The sequence below is a fragment of the Comamonas sp. genome, from assembly GCF_036666375.1.
Lineage (GTDB): Bacteria > Pseudomonadota > Gammaproteobacteria > Burkholderiales > Burkholderiaceae_C > Comamonas.
Genome location: NZ_JAVWWA010000093.1, coordinates 3,648 through 22,576, shown reverse-complemented (window position 1 = coordinate 22,576; position 18,929 = coordinate 3,648). Strand labels below are relative to the sequence as shown.

The window sequence follows — 18,929 nt, the reverse complement described above, 5'->3', positions numbered from 1 at the left end:
ACGATGATGTAGCGAATGCGCGCCGGATCCAGCCCCTGCTTGCGCAACCCGCCCTCGATCAGCGCCGCGGCTTCCATCTGGGTATTGAGCGCATCGATGAGAATGATGCCTTCGGGCGTATCGATGGCCCAGGCGCTGGACCAGTCGCCGCCAACGAAATAGAGATTGTCGAAAGCCCGGCCCGGCGGCGGCGCGGGCTTGTTGATCAGCGCGCGCAGGCCCTTGTCCATGGCGTCCTGCGCCGCGCGCGTCGCCGGCGCGGGCTTGCAAAGCGTCAGCACTTCGCGCAGATCGCTGCCCGCGGCCTGCGTCGCGGCCTGCACATGCGCGGCGACACTGGCCTCGGAAGGCGCTTGCGCCTGGCGCGCCGGGCCGGCGCAGCCCCACAAAGCGGTGATGCCGGCCAGCAGGCACAGCCCGGCGACTCGTTGTGGCTGAAAAGTCATGAAGCCTGTCTCCTGGTTGAATGGTGTCTTTCGACCCGCGCTCAATCGGCCTTGATACCACCCTTGCGAATGACTTCGGCCCATTTGACGGAGTCGGATTTCTGCAGCGCGCCCAACTGACCGGGCGTGCCGCCCACCAGCGTAGCACCGAGCTTTTCACCCAGGGCCACGATATCGGCGTGCTGCAAGGCCTTGTTGATCTCGCGATGGAGGCGCGCGATCACCGGCGCGGCTGTGCCGGCCGGCGCGAACACCGTCGTGGTCGCCCCTTGATGTTTCTGGACGAAAGCACGTCAGCGCTGGACAAGAAAACCGAAGCGGCGGTGCTGCATGCGCGCTTGCCAAGCACCACGATGAGCGCGCTCAGCCACCAGCCGCACACGGCGCTGGCCGGATGCAACACCATTGCGCTGCGCTGAAAACCATGTCAACGCCCCATCTGGGTCGCAGCCGCTGGGCCAGCGCCCCAGACCATGCCGGGGCGCCCGTGGCGCAGCGCTACACGCGCGCCTTCCGCGCCGCCACGCGCGCATTCCACCAGAAGCCCGAGATCACCAGCGCCGCCATCAGCAGTTGGGCAAACACGCCCTGCAGTGAAGGATAAATGCCCAGAAGGTCTATGCGTGGGCCGCTGAATGACGCTGCGCCCAGCCAACCCGCTTCCTGCAGCGCGGCAATGCCCTTGCCGGTAAGCACCACCGCCAGCAGCGCGACCAGCGCGGAACTCCAGGTGAAGAATTTGCCTATGGGCAGTCGCGCGCTGAAGCGCAGCAGCGCCAGCGCAATGATGGCCAGCACCACGGCGCCGCTGACCAGACCGCCCAGCACGGCATCGTGATTGCCCTGCTCCCACAGCGCGGCGTAGAACAATATGGTTTCAAACACTTCGCGGTAGACGGCAATGAACGACAAGCCGAACATGAACCAGGCGGACCTGCGGCTCAAGGCCGTGGACAGCTTGTCGTGCAGGTACTGCTGCCATGCGCCGGCCATGCTCTTTTGGTGCATCCACATGCCCACGCTCAGCAGCACGACGGCGGCAAAGAGCGAAGAAAGCCCTTCGGTGACTTCGCGGCTGGCGCCACTGATGCTCACAAAGTAGGTAGCTATCGCCCAGGTCACCGCGCCCATGGCCAGCGCGCCGACCCAGCCCGCATGTACATAGCGCAGCATGTCGCCGCGCTCGGCCTTGCGCAGAAACGCGAGCATGGCGACGACCACCAGCAGCGCTTCCAGCCCTTCGCGCACCAGGATGGTAAAGCTGCCGAGGAAGGCCGCCGTGGCATCGGCGCTCGATCCAAGCAAGGTATCTGCTTCGTGGAACAGGCCGTCGATGGTGTCGAGCTGCGCCTGCAGTTCCGGCATCGAGGCCTTGCCGGACAGCAACGAGCGGTAGTGGCCCATCGCGGTCTCTATGCGGCCCATCAACGCGGCGTCGCGCGTGGCCAGCGTGGGCTCTATGGGTTCCACGCCGTCCAGATAGGCCGACAGCGCGAGATCCGTCGCGCGCGCAGCTTCGCCCTTTTCATAGGCCTGAACGCTTTGCGCCAGCTTCTGGCGGGCCACATCGAAACCCATGCCCAGCTTCTGCACCACAGCCTCGGGATGCGAATGCAGATAGGCCATGGCCGCCGCCGCGGGGGCTTCGCCCACCTGCGCGGCCAGTTCAGACTGCGTGGTGCGCGACAGCGCATCCAGGCTGGTGAGCTGGGCGCGCACCGCGGCATTCTCGCGCCAGACCTTTTCGCCGGCTTTGACTTCGGCCGCGCCATGGGCGAACTGCCCTACAAAGAACGCCAGCGCCCAGCGGTCGGATTCGGAGATCGTGCCGAAGCCCGGCATGGCCGTGCCTTCTATGCCCTGGGAGATGGCCTGGTAGAGCGCAAACGTGCTGCGTTCGCGCGCCCGGTCCTGGTCGGTGAAGGCCACGGGGCGCGGCTCCAGCTGCAGCCCCGCGGGGCCGTCGCCAGCGCCGCTCGTGCCATGGCAGGCCGCGCACTGCGCCTGGTAGAGCGCCGCCGCCCGGGCCACCAGCGGAGCGCTTGCCGGAGAGGACGGCACAGGGTAGGCCGCGAGCAGATGATTGGCCAGCGCCTTGGCCAGAGTCGCGACCTGCGCGGCAGGCTTCTTCGCCTCGATGGCATCGGACAGCGCCTGCGCCTGGGCGAGCAGCGCGGCCTGCTCGGCGTGGGGCTCGAGCGCGGCGAGCTTTGCCTGGCCCGTCCTTGCGAACTCGCGCATCTCCTCGAACTCCGACGCATTGATCACCGCGCCGTCCTTGACTGCCCCCGGATAGTCGACAGCAAGGTAATCGAGCAGTTGCCAGATGCGGCGGACATCGGCCTCGCCCGCATGTGCCGCGGCAGCAAGGGACAGCATCAGCGCACAGACAAGCGAAGCGCAGACCCGAAACCACGATGGAAACACCATAAAACGAGACTCGTAAAAGATAACGATTCTAGTTTCGATTGCAAAAGCCTGGTGTCAACGCGGCGGCCCGCTGCAAGCAGTCCGGCGCTGGCAAGGCCGCGTCATGCGCACTGCGCCGCAGCCACGATCTGCCGCACCAGCGGATGATCGCGCCCGCGGCGCGACCAGATCGCATGCACTTCCTCGTGCAGATCAGGGCATTCACCCAGCAGGCGCAGGCCGCGCACCAGGCCCACGTCCTTGGCGCCGAGCTCGCTCACGGGGAACACCCCCAGGCCGCGCGCGGCGAATACCGCGAGCAGCGCGCTGTCTTCGAATTCACCCACGATGCGCGGCTGCACCCCGAGGTCCTCGAACCAGCTGTCGAGCGTGGCGCGCAGCGGCGAATGGGCCGTGGGCAGCAGCACGGGCAGATCCTGCAGCGACTGCGGAAAGCGTTCGCGCGTGGACTTTCTGACGAGTGAGGCCGGGCCATACCAATGCAGCGCCGAGCGCGCGATGCGTTCGCTGGACAGGCGCTGGTTCACATTGCGCGGCGCGGCCTGGCCCGCGAGCACCACATCGAGCTCGTGCAGCGCCAGCTCGGACAGCAGTTCGTCGAGTTCGCCTTCATGGCATACGAGGCGCAGCCGGGGCGTCGCGAGTATGGGCTCGAGCAAGGCATGGGCCGCGAGCTTGGAAATGCCGTCCGACAGCCCCACCGACAGCCGTGCCAGCGGCGCGCTGCCGGCGGCGCGCACTTCCTCGGCAATGCCCTGGCCCAGCGCGAAGATCTGTTCGGCGCGCGCATACGCGGCCTGGCCGGCCGCGGTCAAGGCGACGCCACGGCCCGCGGGCTTGAGCAGCTGGTGGCCCAGGTCCTTTTCCAGTTCGCGCACCTGCACGCTGATGGTCTGCACGGCCATTCCCAGGCGGTCGGCGGCGCGCGCAAAGCCGCCCTCCTTCGCCACCAGCCAGAAATAGTACAGATGGCGAAAATTCAGCATGGTCGTCATTTCGTAAAAACCGAATACCTGATTCGGCTGAACCTGGTGTTTTGCAACCTCCGATTTGGCCATACTTCCACATTGCCATTTTCAGAATTTCCCATTCCATGTTCTACGCACTTGCCTGGTTTCTCTCTTTCGCGCTGCTGGCGCTGTGGTCGCTGGCCTGCTGGGGCCTGCACGCAGTCACTGTATGGGCCGTGGCCAGCGCGGGCGCACTCGCGGGCGGCAGCGCCGCGCTGGGCGCGTCGCTGTGGCCCGAATGGATCAACTTCTGGATTCCGCCGGAGCTGGCCCAGGCCCTGCAATCCATGATCGCCTCGCTGGGCCCGATGGTGCAGGCCGCGCTGGAAACCGTGCCGTTCCTGTCGGGCGCCGTCTCGGTGCTGGCCTGGGTGATATGGGGTCTGGGCGCGCTGACGCTGCTGGCCCTGACCATCGGCGCCCATGTGCTGATCGCCGTGCTCAAGCGCCGCCGCCCCGGCAATGCGCGCGTGGCCGGCCACGCGGACGCAGCGCCACTGCGCTGACATCGCCGGCAGCTGCGCTACAGTGAGCCAAGCGCTGGACCACCGTCCAGCGCACTTGACTGCCTGCCGGAGAGCGCTGCCGTGAACCTGGATATCGCATTGATCGTGATGCTGCTGACCATAGGCCTGGGCAGCGGCTTTCTCGCCGGCCTGCTGGGCGTTGGCGGCGGCATGGTGCTCGTGCCCTGCCTGGTGTTCATTCTCGGCAAGCAGGGCGTGAGCGGCGACATCGCCATCAAGATGGCGATCGCGACCGCGATGGCGACCATCCTGTTCACTTCGCTGTCCAGCGTCTGGGCACACCACCGGCGCGGCGCCGTGCGCTGGCGCATCGTGCGCGGCCTGGTGCCGGGCATCGTGGGCGGCGGGCTGCTGGCCGGCGCGGGTGCGTTCACTTTCATCAAGGGTCTGGCGCTGGGCCTGTTCTTCGCCGCCTTCGTCGGCTACTCCGCATGGCGCATGTTCAAGGGCGCGGCAAGAACGGCCAGCGCGCGCCAGGACGTGCATGGGCCGCTGGGCCTGAGCGCCATGGGCGGCGCCATTGGTTTCATCTCGGGGCTGGTGGGCGCGGGCGGCGGTTTCCTGTCGGTGCCCTATATGACGCGCTGCAATGTGCCCATGCACCAGGCCATCGCGACCAGCGCCGCACTCGGCTTTCCCATCGCCGTGGCGAATGTGCTGGGCTATGTCGTGGGCGGCTGGGGCCTGCCTGCCCCGGCGGCCGGCAGCTGGGGATATTTCTATCTGCCGGCGCTGGTGCTGATCGTGCTGTGCAGCGTCTGCACCGCCCCGCTGGGTGCACGGGCGGCGCACGCGCTGAACGTGGCAGCGTTGAAGAAGGTTTTTGCGCTGCTGCTGGCCAGCCTGGCGACCTATATGCTTTACACGAGCCTGTCGGGCGGCTGAGCGCCGGGCCGCGCCTACTCGGCCCGCTTGGGCGAGCGGCGAATGCGCGCCGAGCGCGTCTCCACCAGCAGGTCGTACAGTTGCTGGGCCGCGGGTGACAGCGACCTGCCACGGCGCTTGATCAGGCCCATCTGGCGCGTGACGATGGGCTCGACCAGCGGAATGCTCACCAGCGTCGGGTGGTCCTTGCCCGGCATCGCCAGGCTGGGAACAGCGGCCACGCCCAGACCGGCCTCGACCAGTCCCAGCAGCGTGGTCACATGCTTGGCCTCATAGAGGCATTGCGGCCGGTCGGGCACATTCGCCAGCGCCAGGTCCATCAGCAGGCGGTTGCCCGAGGTCTTGCCCACCGACATGAAATCGTGCTGACCGAGTTCGGCCCAGGTGACTTTCTTGCGCCTGGCCAGCACATGGTCGCGCCGGCAGGCGGCGACAAAGCGCTCGGCCAGCACGGGCTTGAACTCGATCTCGGACTCCTGGCTACCGATGAAGTTGAGGCCGAAATCGGCATCGCCTTGCGCCACGGCCACCAGCACTTCGTTCGCACTCGCGTCGTGCACCTTCACGCGGATCCGGGGAAAGCGCTCGTGGTAGCGCTTGACCACCTGCGGCAGGAAGTAATAGACGGCCGAAGGCACGCAGGCAATCGTCACTTCGCCCATGCGCCGCGCGGCCACATCGCCCAGGCCCATCAGCATGCCGTCGAGATCGTCGAGCCAGACGCGCGTCTTGCGCGCGAAGTCGCGCCCCACGGCCGTGAGCGTCACGCGGCGCGTGGTGCGATCGAGCAGGCGCACGCCCAGTGCTTCTTCCAGCTTGTCGATGCGGCGGCTGAACGCGGGCTGGGACAGATGGATGGACTCGGCCGCGGCGCGAAAGCTCTGCAGCTCGGCTACGGCCGCGAAGGCCTGGATGTCACCGAGGTCGAATTTATTGTTCATGGCGATCGCTTTCAAGGCATTTCTCTGATGCATGGGATGCATCAAACGTTGAGAACATTGCAATTCACGCAGGCGATTTCACCATGTAAATGGGCTGGAAGGCTATTGCGCCTGGTGCATCAATCATTGCCAACAATGCAATTCACAGAAGATCGCAAGCGTCGCACCATGCGAACCCATGAGCTACAACCTTCCTTGCGTACTGATGCGTGGCGGCACCTCCCGGGGTCCGTTCTTCCTCGCCGACTGGCTGCCCGGCGACCCCGCGGCGCGTGACCGCACGCTGATCGCGGCACTTGGCTCGCCCCACGAACTGCAGGTCGACGGACTGGGCGGCGGCAACTCGCTGACCAGCAAGGTGGCGATCGTCTCGAAGTCGGTGCATACCGACTGCGACGTCGACTACCTGTTCGCCCAAGTCAGCGTCGAGGAGGCGCGCGTCGACACCCGGCCCAACTGCGGCAACATGCTCGCCGGTGTCGGCCCGTTCGCCATCGAGCAGGGGCTGGTGCCCGCCGCGGCCGACAGCCCGACCACGACGGTGCGTGTCTACAACGTCAACACGCGTTCGCGCATCAATGTCCAGGTCTGCACCGCCGGCGGGCGCGTGCAGTACGACGGTGACGTGCACATCGACGGCGTGCAGGGCACGGCCGCACCGGTGCTGATGAACTTCCTCGACGCCTGGGGCGCGGTCACGGGCCAGATCTTCCCCACGGGCCAGCGCGTGGACACCATCCAGGGCCTGCAGGTCACCTGCATAGACGCCGCGCAGGTGATGGTGCTGGTGCGCGCCGCCGACCTGGGCCTGCGCGGCGACGAGACGCCGGCCCAGCTCGACGCCGATACGGCACTGCTGGCCAGGCTCGAATCGCTGCGCCGCGAAGCCGGACTGCGCATGGGCATGGGCGATGTCTCGAACAGCGTGCTGCCCAAGCCGGTGATCGTGTCGCCGGGCGCGCAGGCGGGCAGCGTGGTCTCGCGCTACTTCACGCCGCTGCGCTGCCACCGCTCGCATGCCGTGACCGGGGCCATAGGCGTCGCCGCGGCCCATGTGCTGCCGGGCACGGTGATCACCGACAGCTTCCAGGCCGCGAGCGCGGGCACGCGCCGCGTCGAGGTGCTGCATCCCGCGGGCCGCATTCATGTGGACGTCGAACTCAGCGAAGTCGACGGCCAATTCAAACTCGTGCAGGCCGCGCTGGTGCGCACCGCACGCAAGATCCTGGAGGGCACGCTGTACGTTGCAGAACACGCATTGACCGAATGATTCCAAGACTCAAGCCTTCCAAGACAGGAGACAAAAAATGAAAAAATCCAACGCCTATTCCTCGTGCCTTTCGCGCCGTTCACTGCTGGCCTCGGCCGCGCTCATCGCCGCCTGCGCGCCCTGGCTCACGCCCCTGGCCCACGCGGCCTTTCCCGAAAAGGCCATCACCCTGGTCGTGCCCACGGCTGCCGGCGGCGGCAACGACGCCATGGCGCGCGTCGTGGCGCAGAAGATGTCTGGCCTGCTGGGCCAGCAGGTGATCGTCGACAACAAGGCGGGTGCCAACGGCGCGATCGCGGCCGAACATGTGGCGCGCGCCACGCCTGACGGCCACACCATTCTTTTCGGCTACATCGGCACGCACGGCATGAGCCCGGCGCTGCAGAAGCTGCGCTACGACCCGATCACGCAGTTCGAGCCCATAGGCATGGTCAGCTATTCGGCCACGCTGATGGTGGTCAACCCCAAGGTGCCGGTGAAGACGGTGGCCGAACTGGTCGCACTGACCAAGGCCAAGCCCCAGGACTACAACTACGCCTCGGCCGGCAACGGCACGGCGCCGCATTTCACGGCCGAGATCTTCAAGCTCGAAAGCGGCGCGCAGATGGCGCATGTGCCCTACCGCGGCGCGGCGCCCGCGATGAACGACACCATGGCCGGCCAGACCCAGGTCATGTTCCCCAGCCTGTTTTCCGCCTATACCCATGTCAAGAGCGGCAAGCTGCGCGCGCTGGCGATCGCCGGCTCCAAGCGCTCGTCGCTGCTGCCCGATGTGCCTACGCTCGCGGAAGCCGGCATCAAGGGCGTGGAAGTCACGCAGTGGTACGCGATGTTCGCGCCGGGCAAGACGCCGCGCCCCGTGGTCGACCAGCTCAACAAGGCCCTGAATGCCGCGCTTGCCGACAAGGACGTGGTGCGCCGCATCGAGGAGCAGGGCGCGGTGGTCGACAGCAGCACCCCCGAGCAGTTGGGCCAGACCGTGCGCCAGGAGATCGCCAAGTGGAAGGGCGTGGTGCTCAAGGCCCAGCTCACGCCCGATTGAAGACGCTGCGCCATTTCACATTTCAACAAGAGGGAGACAAGAATGAAAACCATAGCCACGCTGTGCGCCCTGCTCGCCAGCACCTGCGTCACGGCGCAGACCAGCAGCGTCACGCTGTACGGCATCGTTGACCTGGGCGCGCGCCACGGCAGCGGCCTGACGGCCGGCAACGCGCCCGCGGCCGCTTCGACCAGCAGTCTGGGCAGCGGAATCAATACCACCAGCCGCTGGGGAATCCGCGCCAGCGAAGACCTGGGCGGCGGCACAAAAGCGCTGTTCCAGCTGGAAAGCGGCATCAACGCCGACACCGGCACATCGGCCAACGCCAGCAAGTACTTCGACCGCGCATCATGGGTTGGGCTGCAGGGCGGCTGGGGTACGCTGGCACTGGGCCGCCAGACGACCACGCTGGCCGACGCGGTCTCGCCCGTCGATCCGCTGGCCATGCGCTTTGCGGGCTTCAACCCCAGCATCGGCGTGGCGGCGCTGAGCCAGCATGGCCTGGGCATCCAGTTCGGCAGCGCGGGCTCGACTTCGGGCTCGTACCGCCTCGACAATTCGCTCAAATACACGGGCCGCTGGGGTGGCCTGACGGCGCGCGCCATGCTGGGTCTGGGCGAGGTCGCGGGGCAAAGCGGCGCGCTGTCGTCACGCGGCCTGGGCCTGGCCTATGCGGCCGACGGCTTGACGGTATCGGGCGCGTTCCAGACGTTCAAGGACCTCAACCAGCGCGAGCTTGATGGCGCGACGCTGGGTGCGGCCTACCAGTGGGGCAAGCTGCGGCTCGCGGCCAATGCCGGGCGCAGCAAGGCCGAAACCGCGGCCAACCAGCACACCGTACAGCGCATGCTGTCCGCGGGCGCGACCTGGGCGGTGAGCGGTCAGACCGACCTCACGGCCGCCTACTACAAGGTGGACCGCACGCGCACCGGCGCCGCCGACGACGGCTACGGCCGCCTCGTGGCCTTTGCCGAATACAAGCTCTCGCGCCGCACCAAGCTCTACGCCGAGGTCGACAACACGCGCTGGCGCCATGGCTTCCAGGGCGCGGCCAACAAGGCGCGCGCCACGGGTCTGTCGGCGGGCGTGGTGCATTCGTTCTGAGTCTGTTGGCGGGTGCCGGCCTCACGGCTTGAGCGCAGGCCGTTCATCCTTCGACCCGGCCGGCGAGGCAGGCTCTCAAGAAACAGCTTTTTCCAAATAAATCAATGACTTAGAAGGCGGTCTATTGGGACAAACAGCGACGAGCGCTTCCAAACCGTTCGTGGTGAGCTTCCCTGGCCGGGCGCGTCGCACCATGAACGCCCCGTCCTCATGACTTGAGCGCGGGTCGTTCATCCTTCGACGCGGCCGGCGAGGCAGGCTCATGACGAACGGGGGATAAAGCCCGCTGTTTCTTTTTGACGCCTTGCGAGACCTCGGCTTGCTTACCTCGCTCAGGACGAACGGGGGATTTAGGCCCGTTGTTGCTCCCAAACCCCCTGCCCACAAAAAAGCCGCTGTTCCCAGCGGCTTTTTCATGGGCGCAACGCCGCCATCAAGGCTTGACGACCAGCACCGGGATATGGACCGAACGCAGCACGCGCTGGGTCACGCTGCCCAGCATCAGCTTTTCGAGGCCGCGGCGGCCGTTCGAGCCGATGACGATCAGGTCGGCGCCCGTATTTTCCACCACGCGCACGATGCCTTCATGCACCGCATGGCCCTCGCCGACCACGGTATTCACCGCCAGGCCGGATTCGTCCATGATCTTGCGCACGGCTTCGAGCGCTGTGTTGGCTTCGGCCGTGGCCGCGCTCAGGTACTGGGCCTGGCCGTAGGCGAAGTCGGCGCCCACGCCGGTGAAAGGATAGGGATCGACCACATAGACAGCGGTCACGCTGCTGCCGAAGACCTTGGCCAGTTCAGCGGCCTTGGAGACCGCGAGCAGCGATGTGGACGAGCCGTCGACCGGAACCAGAATGTGCTTGAACATAATGTCTCTCCTCTAGATGAACACGACAGGCCGCAGCGCGGGCCCAATGACTGCAGTGTGGCATGCCACCAGGCCGCAGGCATTGATAGTTGTCAAGTCACGCGGGTTCATCGAATTGCGCGCCCTGAAAACCACCGCGGCGGCAGGTGACCACCAGCGTATCACGATAGCCGCCATCTGCCACGGGCTGAATGGGCGTGGTCTCATGGATCATGCGCGCGTCGTCGAGCAGCATCAGCGACCAGGGTTCGGTCAGCGTGAAGCGCTGGCCTTGCGGTCCCGAAGCTTCGAAAACGCGGGTCTCGCCGCCTTTCACGTTCTCGCGGCCGACCAGAAACACCGCCACCAGATCGACGCCGTCGCGGTGCGCGCCTTCGGGCGTGGGCCGGCCAATGCCATGCGTGGTGTCGATGCGGAACTGGTGCGATTCGATGAACCAGGGCGCGGGCGGCGCGTGCAGGCGAAACACCTGGTCCGACAGGTGACCGAGCTGTATCAGCAGCTTGCGCCATGCGGGCTGGGCCACGACATGCTCATGCATGGGCGCGAACATGCGCAGCATGCCGCCGTGCAGCGCGTTGTACTCCACCGGCTGCCAGTGCGCGCGGTGCGCGACCTGCTCCAGCTGCCCGTCCTCGGCGATGAAGCACGAGTGGCGGCGGCGCCGGTAACGACCGCCGTCCTTGAGATGCTCGTCGGGCGGCAGATCGGACCAGTCGTCGGCGAGCGTCTGCAGCTGCGCCGGCGTCGCACCGATCCAGGCCGCGACGTCGGCGGGAGACAAAACGGCATACCCCTGGCTGCGCAGCTGGCTGGCCGCCTGGTCGGGGTGGATGTACGGGGGTGGAAAAGTGACGTTCGTCATAGATTCCCGAGCTTAACGCCGCGGCCCGGGTGCTGGCGCCAACGCCCCACACTTTTTTGCGCCAACGCAAGCGCCCAGCCCGAGCGCCGGGTCAAAAGCGCGGCGTCTTACCTGTGAACGAGGGGTCGTAACGCCGCATCTGTTGCAGATCGTCGCGATTGCGCACGCCGCATTCCAGATACTGCGCATGCAGCGTGGCCAGCGCCTCGCGGTCCAGCTCCACGCCCAGGCCAGGCGTCGTGGGCACGACCACCGAACCCTGCTCGAAGCGTATGCGTCCGCCCTTGACGACTTCCTCCTCCTGCCAGGGATAGTGGGTGTCGCAGGCATAGGTCAGATTGGGCACGCTGGCCGCGACATGGGTCATGGCCATCAGGCTGATGCCCAGATGCGAGTTCGAGTGCATCGACATGCCCAGACCCCAGAGCCGGCACATGCGCGCCAGCGTCTGCGTGGCGCGCAGGCCGCCCCAGTAATGGTGGTCCGACAGCAACACCTTGACCGAGCCCATCTCGCAGCCCTTGCGGAAGTCTTCCATGGTGGTGATCACCATGTTGGTCGCCAGGGGCAGCTTGGTGTGCTTTGCCAGTTCGGCCATGCCTTCGAGGCCGGGAGTCGGGTCCTCGTAGTACTCGAGGATTTCATCGAGCGCGGGTGCGGCGGCAATGCTCGCGGCCAGCGACCAGTTGGCGTTCGGGTCCAGGCGCAGCGGCAGCCCCGGGAAGGCCTTGGCCAGCGCCTGCATGCAGGCCACTTCGTGTGCTGGCTCGAACACCCCGCCCTTGAGCTTGATGCTCTGGAAGCCATAGAGCCCGATCATGCGCCGCGCCTGCTCGACGATCTGTTCGGGGCTGATGCCTTCGCCCCAGGCGTCGGGCGCATAGGGCTGGCCGATATGCTCCGCATATTTGAAGAACAGATAGGCGCTGTAGGGCACGGACTTGCGCACCGCGCCGCCCAGCAGATCGACCACGGGGGCGCCGACGATCTGGCCTTGCAGGTCGAGCATGCCGACTTCGAAGGTGCTGATCACCTTGGGCGCGTTCTTGGCCGCATGCGAGCCGGGCGCCAGCTCGAACTCCACCGCGCCGGGCACGGCCGTGATGGTGGCGCGCACGCGCTCCTCCATGGTGTTGAGCGCAAACGGCGACAGGCCGATCAGCAGCGGCCTGGCCTGCTCCAGCACCTTGAGCATGGGCTCGTCGCCATAGGTCTCGGAGATGCCTATGCGGCCGTCGCTGGTCTCGATCTCGACGATGGCCCGCAGTGCCCAGGGTTCGTGGATTCCGGCCGCGTTGAGCAGCGGTCCGTCGCGAAAAGCGATGGGAGTTATACGGACGTGGGTGATGGTGGTGTCGCGTGCCATGGTTCTGTGGTGTCTCGGTTGCTGTGTCTGTCCAAGCGTTACTCGGTGGTGGCTCCGGTCTTGCGGACCAACTCACCCAGGCGCGCCATGTCGGCCGCTGTCACGGCAGCGAGCTCGGCCGGCGTGCTGCCCACCACCTGCATGCCGAACTGCGTCTCGAGCTTGCCCTTGAGTTCGGGCGACTTCAGGGCCTTGACGACTTCGGTGTTGAGCCGGCTCACGACATCCTTGGGCGTGCCCTTGGGGGCGTAGACCGCCTGCCAGGACACCAGATCCAGGCCCGGGAAGCCCGCTTCCGCCGTGGTGGGCACATCGGGGGCCAGAGGCGAACGCGTCTTGGTCGTCACGGCGAGAAACTTGAGCTTGCCGGCCTTGACCAGCGGCAGTCCGGCCGTGAGCTGGTCGAAAAGAAAAGGTACATTGCCCGCGGCCACGTCCTGCAGCGCCTGCGGGCTGCCCTTGTAGGCGATGTGCTGCATGGGCACCTTGAGCAGTTCGGCCATCTGCGCCCCGGTCAGATGGGTCGAGGTGCCCGCGCCCGAGGATGCGTAGGACGCCTTTTCCGGGTTCTTGCGGATCCAAGCGACCAGTTCCTGCACGGTGTTGATGCCCAGCGAACTGTTGACCATCAGCACGTTGGGCACATAGGCGATCAGCGTCACGGGCTCGAAGTCCTTGACCGGGTCGTATGGCAGCTTCTTGTAGAGCGCGGAGTTGATCGCATGCGTGCTGATCGTTCCGCCGATCAGCGTATAGCCATCGGCCGGCGAACGCGCCACGGCCTGCACGCCGATCGCACCGCCCGCGCCCGGGCGGTTGTCGATCACCACCGACTGCTTGAGCGCCGCGGACAGCTCGTGGCCCACCATGCGCGCCACCACGTCGGTCGATCCGCCGGGGGCAAAAGGCACGACCCAGGTGATGGGCTTGGCCGTGGGCCAGTCGGCGGCATGGGCGGCGGTGGCGAAAAGGCAAAGGCTGCTGCAGGCGGCAGCAACCAGGGCAAGGCGACGGTGCATGGATTTGTCTCCGGGAATTATTGAAATGCAGGCCAATTGAAGCACTAATGTATTAGCGCGTCAATGCTGCAAGACCTTAAAATCAAGGCCCATACAGCGACACCCGATGAAGACAATCCACAAGCTCGACCGCACTCGCCAGGCCGCCCCGCAGGTTTTCGGATGGCTGCGCGAAGCCATCATTTCCCTGGAGCTCGCGCCAGGCACGCCCCTGTCACGCGCCGAAATCGCCGAACGCTTCGAGCTGAGCCAGACGCCAGTGCGCGATGCGCTGATGCAGTTGCGCCAGGAAGGTCTGGTCGACATCTTTGCCCAGCACGCCACGCGCGTGAGCCGCATCGACCTGCCTTCGGCCGAGCAGGCGCAGTTCCTGCGCTGCGCGATCGAACTGGAAGTGGTGCGCACGCTCGCGCTGGCCGGCGACGGCGCGCTGCACTCACGCCTGCGGTCCATGGTCGATGTCCAGGCGGCGCTGGCCACCAGCGGCGCCGAGGAGTTCATCGCCGCCGACCAGGCCTTTCACCGCACCATGTACGAAGCCGCGGGCGCACCCGATCTGTACGAGCTGGTGCGCCGGCGCAGCGGCCACCTCGACCGGCTGCGCCGCCTCGACCTGCCTTCTGCCGGCAACGCCGAGCGCGTGGTGCGCGACCACCGCCGCATCGTCGAAGCCCTGGCCAGCGGCGCGCCCGACGCGGCCCAGGCCGCGCTGCGCGCGCATCTGTCGGGCACGCTCAGCCGCGTCACCGACATCCGCCAGCGCCATCCCGAGTACATCACCGACTGAGACTGCCAGGCGCAGAGGCGCTTACACGTTTCCCGCGCAAGCTCATGCGAAAAGCTTTGTTCCCCGCGCAGGCCATGCTTCCTAAAGTGCAGATCAACGCAGCAAAAAGCTGCGATCTTGCCTTCCAAGGAACCACGCCATGCCGACCACGCCCCGTCCCCTGTCACTGCGCCCCGCCCTTGCCGCGCTCATGGCGCTGGCTTGCAGCGCCTGGCTGCCGGCGCAGGCGCAAGGCGACGCCGACTGGAAACCGCGCAAGTCGACCGAATTCATCGTGCCCAGCGGCGCGGGCGCGGCGCTCGATGTCGCGGCACGCAAGCTCACCGAGCTGCTGACGCGCGAAAAGCTCGCGCCCGGCTTCATCGTCAGCAACAAATCGAGTGCGCATGGCATCGTCGCGCTCGAAGGCCTGCACCGCCACCCGGGCGACGCGCATTCGCTGATGACGCTCAGCACCAGCTACGGCAACAGCCTGGCACAGAACGCCCTGCCCGACCACCTGCAAAAAGGCACGCCGCTGGCCACGCTGTTCCGCGAGTTCGTCACGGTGGTGGTGCGCGCCGACTCGCCGCTGCGCAGCACCCAGGACCTGGTCACCCAGCTCAGGCAGGACCCGGGCAAATATTCGATAGGCATTGCGACCACGCTGGGCAACCATATCCATCTGGGTGTCGCCCAGCCGCTCAAGCTGGCCGGCGTGGACATCAAGGGCCTGCGCATCGTGCCCTACAAGTCCTCGGCCGAGTCCATGACGGCCCTCGTGGGCGGCCACCTCGACGTGGTCTCCGCGACCACGCCCAATCTGCTGCCCTATCTGCAAAGCGGGCGCGTGCGCGTGCTGGCGGTTGCCGCAGAACAGCGTCTGGGCGGCGCATTCGCCCAGGCGCCGACCTGGAAGGAGCAAGGCATCGACTACGTCAGCGACTCGTTCCAGGGCGTGATGACCGTTCCCGGCGCCAGCGCCGCGCAAAAGGCCTATTGGGTAGCCGCGCTGCGCAGGGTTGCGGAAACCCGTGAGTGGAATGACTTTGTGGCCCTGAACCAATGGGAGCCCTGGTTCCAGGGTCCGCAGGCAACGCAGCAATTGCTGCAGGCCCAGCTAGCCACCAATCAGGCGCTGCTCGGCGAACTGGGACTGCTGCCGGCCGCGCCGCGCAAGATCGCCAAAGCCCCCTGAACACCACCAGAACCAGGAGACAACAATGAACATGCGTTTGAACACCACCGCCAAAGAGTTGCTGACCGATCGTCTCGAGACTGCGCTGCAGGCTACGCCGCATATCAGCGCCGTGCCGCAGTCGGCGCATATCGGCGCGCTGATTGGCGGCGTGGATCTGAGCCAGCCGCTGACGCCGGCCGAAGTGCACAGCATCCGTTCGGCGCTGCTGCGCTGGAAGGTGGTGTTCTTTCGCGAGCAGCATCTGAGCCATGAACAGCATGTGGCGTTTGCGCGCCAGTTCGGCGAACTGACCATAGGCCATCCGGTGTTCGGCCATGTCGAAGGCCATCCCGAGCTGTACTCGATTGCCAAGCACCGCCGCGCCAACAGCCATGGCAGCGAACCCGAGCGCCGCCCCTGGACTGGCTGGCATGCCGACGTCACCGCCGCGCACAACCCGCCCGCGGCCTCCATCCTGCGCGGCGTGACCATTCCGCCCTATGGCGGCGACACGCAGTGGACCAATCTGGCCGCCGCCTACGACGCGCTGTCCGAGCCGTTGAAGGCTTTCCTGCAAGGCCTGCGCGGCGAGCACCGCTTCAGCCCCCCCGCGGGCGCCAGCCCCACGCCCGAATATCTGCAACTGATCAAGAACAATACGCTGGTCAGCGAGCATCCGCTGGTCACCGTGCACCCCGAGACCGGCGAGCAGGTGCTCTACATCAGCCCGGGTTTTCTCAAGACCATCTCCGGCCTGCGCACGCGCGAATCGCGCGTTCTGCTGGAACTGCTGTGGGAACATGCGGTGGCCAGCGAATTCACCGTGCGCTTCAAATGGGAAGCCGGCTCGATTGCCTTCTGGGACAACCGCTCCACGGCCCATGTCGCGCCGCAGGACATCTTCGCGCTCGAATACGACCGCCAGCTCTATCGCAGCACGCTGGTCGGCGAAGTGCCCGTGGGCGCCGACGGCCGCGCTTCGACGGCGCTCCAGGGCGATCCGGTGCTGGCCGCACATGGTGCGGCCTACTGAGCCGCCGCAACGAATGTCTCTTCCCCTCAGGGAATTCGGGCGCTGCGCATGCAGCGCCTTTTTTTCCTTGCAGCCGCTCAGTTCAACGGCAGGCCGACATAGTTTTCCGCCAGCGACGTCGAACCGGCGCGCGAATGCACCAGATAGTCGAGTTCGGCTTCCTGCACCTTGCGCTCGAAGTCGCCCGACTCGGGGAAGCGGTGCATCAGCGAAGTCATCCACCACGAGAAGCGCTCGGCCTTCCAGACGCGGCGCAGGCTGACTTCCGAATAGCGGTCTATGCCTTCGCTGCTGCGCTGCTGGTAGTACTCGGCAAACGCGTTCGACAGATAGCCCACGTCGGAGGCCGCCAGGTTGAGCCCCTTGGCGCCCGTGGGCGGCACGATATGGGCCGCGTCGCCGGCGAGGAACATGCGGCCGAAGCGCATGGGTTCGGACACGAAGCTGCGCAGCGGCGCAATGCTCTTTTCGAGCGAAGCGCCCGTGACCAGGTTGTCGCGCGCCTCGGGGTCCAGGCGCAGGCGCAGTTCATCCCAGAACGCCTCATCGCTCCAGTTCTCGACCTTGTCGGTCAGCGGCACCTGCAGGTAATAGCGGCTGCGCGTGGCGCTGCGCTGGCTGCACAAGGCGAAGCCGCGCTCGGTGTGGGCGTAGATCAGCTCATGCGAGACCGGCGGCACATCGGCCAGGATGCCCAGCCAGCCGAACGGGTAGACCTTCTCGTAGTTGCGAATGCTTTCCGCGGGAATGCTCGCGCGGCACACGCCGTGAAAGCCATCGCAGCCGGCAATGAAGTCGCAGCTGATCTCATGCTGTTCACCGTCCTTGTGATAGCGCACGCGCGGGCGTTCGCTGCCGAATTCAAGCGGCGTCACGTCCTGGGCTTCGTACACCGTGAGCAGGCCCGCGCGTTCGCGCGCTTCCATCAGGTCGCGCGTGACTTCGGTCTGGCCGTAGACCATCACGCGCTTGCCGCCCGTGAGTTCATGCAGGTCGATGCGGTGGCGCTTGCCGCCGAACAGCAGTTCGATGCCGTCGTGCGGCAGGCCTTCGGCGCGCATGCGCTTGTCGGCCTTGGCCTGGGTCAGCAGATCGACCGTGACCTGTTCGAGCACGCCGGCGCGGATGCGGCCCAGCACGTAGTCGGGACTGCGCTGCTCGAGGATCACGTTGTCGATTCCTGCTTCATACAGCAGCTGTCCCAGAAGAAGGCCTGCGGGGCCGGCGCCGATGATTGCCACTTGTGTACGCATCTGTCTCTCCACCAAAGTTGTTTGCCGCTAGCGTAGAAGCGATGCTCTGCGCCAGCGCAAACCGGGATCGACTTTTGCGCGATGATCGCGCAAAATGTGCGGCAATCGCGCAATACTTCACGCCTGCCCATGACGCCCTTGCCTTCCTCATCGCCCGGCCCCGGCATTGCCGCGGCCGATTACATCGCCGGCCTGGGCAAGGGCCTGGCCGTGCTCGAATGCTTCGACACGGAGCGCCAGCGGCTCAACGCCACGCTGGCCGCGGAGCGCGCAGGTCTCACGCGCGCCGCCGCGCGCCGCCATCTGCTGACGCTGGCGCACCTGGGCTATCTTGAATCCGACGGCCACCATTTCTGGCTCACGCCCAAGGTGCTGGGCCTGTCGGGCAGCTATCTGGCCAGCGCCCGCCTGCCGCGCACCGTGCAACCCGTGCTCAATCGCCTGAGCGCGCTGGCCGCGTTCTCGTTTTCCGCAGCGATTCTTGCGGGCAGCGAAACCGTGGTGATCGCGCGCAGCACGGCCCAGGGCGCGGCCCAGCAGCTGTTTGCCCACGGCGTGCATCTGGGCAGCCGGCTGCCCGCGCATGCTTCGTCGACCGGCCGCGTGCTGCTGGCCGCCCTGCCCTTGCAGGCGCTGGAGGAATGGCTGGCCTGCCGCACGCTGCACCGGCTGACGCTGCACACGCTGACCCAGCCTCCCGAGCTGCGCGCCTGTCTGGACCAGGTGCGCGCCCAGGACTACTGCATTGCCCAGGAAGAGCACGAGCTGGGTGTGCAGGCGATCGCCGTGCCGCTGCGCAACAGCGCGGGCCAGACCGTGGCCGCGCTCAACGCCGTGATGTCTTCGCAGCACATGACGGCCCAGGCCCTGGAGCGCAATCTGCTGCCGCTGCTGCGCGACGCGGCGCAGGAGTTGCGGCCG

Annotated in this window: 18 protein-coding genes and 1 pseudogene; 10 read left to right on the top strand and 9 right to left on the bottom strand. The window is 66.6% G+C overall.

The window, feature by feature from the left end:
• A pseudogene (locus RR928_RS19160) lies at positions 1 to 446 on the bottom strand (MBL fold metallo-hydrolase); the annotation flags it as partial.
• Positions 447 to 466: 20 nt separating this feature from the next.
• Here RR928_RS19160 and RR928_RS24860 point away from each other — a divergent pair.
• Complete coding sequence (locus tag RR928_RS24860) at positions 467 to 865, top strand: hypothetical protein (protein WP_442881929.1); 399 nt, start codon at positions 467 to 469, stop codon at positions 863 to 865.
• Positions 866 to 944: 79 nt separating this feature from the next.
• On the opposite strand, the gene RR928_RS19145 is transcribed toward RR928_RS24860, so the two are convergent.
• The gene (locus RR928_RS19145) at positions 945 to 2,825 is read right to left on the bottom strand and encodes a cytochrome c/FTR1 family iron permease (protein ID WP_332534230.1); all 1,881 of its coding nucleotides are present in this window, start codon (positions 2,823 to 2,825) and stop codon (positions 945 to 947) included.
• A gap of 152 nt (positions 2,826 to 2,977) precedes the next feature.
• Complete coding sequence (locus tag RR928_RS19140) at positions 2,978 to 3,862, bottom strand: LysR family transcriptional regulator (protein ID WP_332534229.1); 885 nt, start codon at positions 3,860 to 3,862, stop codon at positions 2,978 to 2,980.
• Positions 3,863 to 3,969: 107 nt separating this feature from the next.
• Here RR928_RS19140 and RR928_RS19135 point away from each other — a divergent pair, with 107 nt between their 5' ends.
• Both RR928_RS19135 and RR928_RS19130 read left to right on the top strand, forming a co-directional pair.
• On the top strand, positions 3,970 to 4,392 hold the full coding sequence (locus RR928_RS19135; RefSeq protein WP_332534227.1) for a hypothetical protein: 423 nt from the start codon (positions 3,970 to 3,972) through the stop codon (positions 4,390 to 4,392).
• A gap of 81 nt (positions 4,393 to 4,473) precedes the next feature.
• On the top strand, positions 4,474 to 5,298 hold the full coding sequence (locus RR928_RS19130; RefSeq protein ID WP_332549723.1) for a sulfite exporter TauE/SafE family protein: 825 nt from the start codon (positions 4,474 to 4,476) through the stop codon (positions 5,296 to 5,298).
• A 14-nt stretch (positions 5,299 to 5,312) separates the two neighbouring features.
• On the opposite strand, the gene RR928_RS19125 is transcribed toward RR928_RS19130, so the two are convergent.
• A complete protein-coding gene (locus RR928_RS19125; RefSeq protein ID WP_087748118.1) occupies positions 5,313 to 6,239 on the bottom strand; it encodes a LysR family transcriptional regulator in 927 nt (308 codons plus the stop codon).
• 178 nt (positions 6,240 to 6,417) lie between these two features.
• Here RR928_RS19125 and RR928_RS19120 point away from each other — a divergent pair, with 178 nt between their 5' ends.
• The 3 genes from RR928_RS19120 to RR928_RS19110 are packed head-to-tail and all read left to right on the top strand — an operon-like array spanning position 6,418 to position 9,655.
• On the top strand, positions 6,418 to 7,509 hold the full coding sequence (locus RR928_RS19120) for a 4-oxalomesaconate tautomerase (protein WP_087743271.1): 1,092 nt from the start codon (positions 6,418 to 6,420) through the stop codon (positions 7,507 to 7,509).
• Between the two features lie 37 nt (positions 7,510 to 7,546).
• Positions 7,547 to 8,551: a Bug family tripartite tricarboxylate transporter substrate binding protein gene (locus RR928_RS19115; protein ID WP_087743268.1), complete on the top strand. Its 1,005-nt coding sequence runs from the start codon at positions 7,547 to 7,549 to the stop codon at positions 8,549 to 8,551.
• 42 nt (positions 8,552 to 8,593) lie between these two features.
• Positions 8,594 to 9,655, top strand: a complete 1,062-nt coding sequence (locus tag RR928_RS19110) for a porin (RefSeq protein WP_332534223.1) — start codon at positions 8,594 to 8,596, stop codon at positions 9,653 to 9,655.
• Positions 9,656 to 10,088: 433 nt separating this feature from the next.
• On the opposite strand, the gene RR928_RS19105 is transcribed toward RR928_RS19110, so the two are convergent.
• The 4 genes from RR928_RS19105 to RR928_RS19090 all read right to left on the bottom strand — a co-directional run bounded on the left by RR928_RS19105 (position 10,089) and on the right by RR928_RS19090 (position 13,776).
• Positions 10,089 to 10,526 (bottom strand): universal stress protein, encoded by a 438-nt coding sequence (locus tag RR928_RS19105; RefSeq protein ID WP_087743264.1) that lies wholly within the window; start codon positions 10,524 to 10,526, stop codon positions 10,089 to 10,091.
• Positions 10,527 to 10,623: 97 nt separating this feature from the next.
• Positions 10,624 to 11,391, bottom strand: coding sequence for a 2OG-Fe dioxygenase family protein (locus tag RR928_RS19100; RefSeq protein WP_332683782.1), 768 nt, complete (start codon positions 11,389 to 11,391; stop codon positions 10,624 to 10,626).
• A 91-nt stretch (positions 11,392 to 11,482) separates the two neighbouring features.
• Complete coding sequence (locus RR928_RS19095; protein ID WP_332534222.1) at positions 11,483 to 12,757, bottom strand: glucarate dehydratase family protein; 1,275 nt, start codon at positions 12,755 to 12,757, stop codon at positions 11,483 to 11,485.
• Between the two features lie 38 nt (positions 12,758 to 12,795).
• Positions 12,796 to 13,776, bottom strand: coding sequence for a Bug family tripartite tricarboxylate transporter substrate binding protein (locus RR928_RS19090; protein WP_332534221.1), 981 nt, complete (start codon positions 13,774 to 13,776; stop codon positions 12,796 to 12,798).
• Between the two features lie 106 nt (positions 13,777 to 13,882).
• On the opposite strand from RR928_RS19090, the gene RR928_RS19085 reads away from it, so the two are divergent.
• From RR928_RS19085 to RR928_RS19075, 3 genes are all read left to right on the top strand, one after another.
• On the top strand, positions 13,883 to 14,563 hold the full coding sequence (locus RR928_RS19085) for a GntR family transcriptional regulator (protein ID WP_332683779.1): 681 nt from the start codon (positions 13,883 to 13,885) through the stop codon (positions 14,561 to 14,563).
• Between the two features lie 139 nt (positions 14,564 to 14,702).
• Entirely contained in the window at positions 14,703 to 15,740 is a 1,038-nt protein-coding gene (locus RR928_RS19080; protein ID WP_332534218.1) for a tripartite tricarboxylate transporter substrate binding protein, read from the top strand.
• Between the two features lie 25 nt (positions 15,741 to 15,765).
• Positions 15,766 to 16,755, top strand: a complete 990-nt coding sequence (locus tag RR928_RS19075) for a TauD/TfdA dioxygenase family protein (RefSeq protein ID WP_332683777.1) — start codon at positions 15,766 to 15,768, stop codon at positions 16,753 to 16,755.
• Positions 16,756 to 16,832: 77 nt separating this feature from the next.
• Here the strand turns inward: RR928_RS19075 and pobA are convergent, their stop codons facing one another.
• Positions 16,833 to 18,008, bottom strand: a complete 1,176-nt coding sequence (pobA, locus tag RR928_RS19070; RefSeq protein WP_332683775.1) for a 4-hydroxybenzoate 3-monooxygenase — start codon at positions 18,006 to 18,008, stop codon at positions 16,833 to 16,835.
• A gap of 129 nt (positions 18,009 to 18,137) precedes the next feature.
• Here pobA and RR928_RS19065 point away from each other — a divergent pair.
• The coding region (locus RR928_RS19065; RefSeq protein WP_332683773.1) for an IclR family transcriptional regulator domain-containing protein at positions 18,138 to 18,929 on the top strand (792 nt) is incomplete at its 3' end.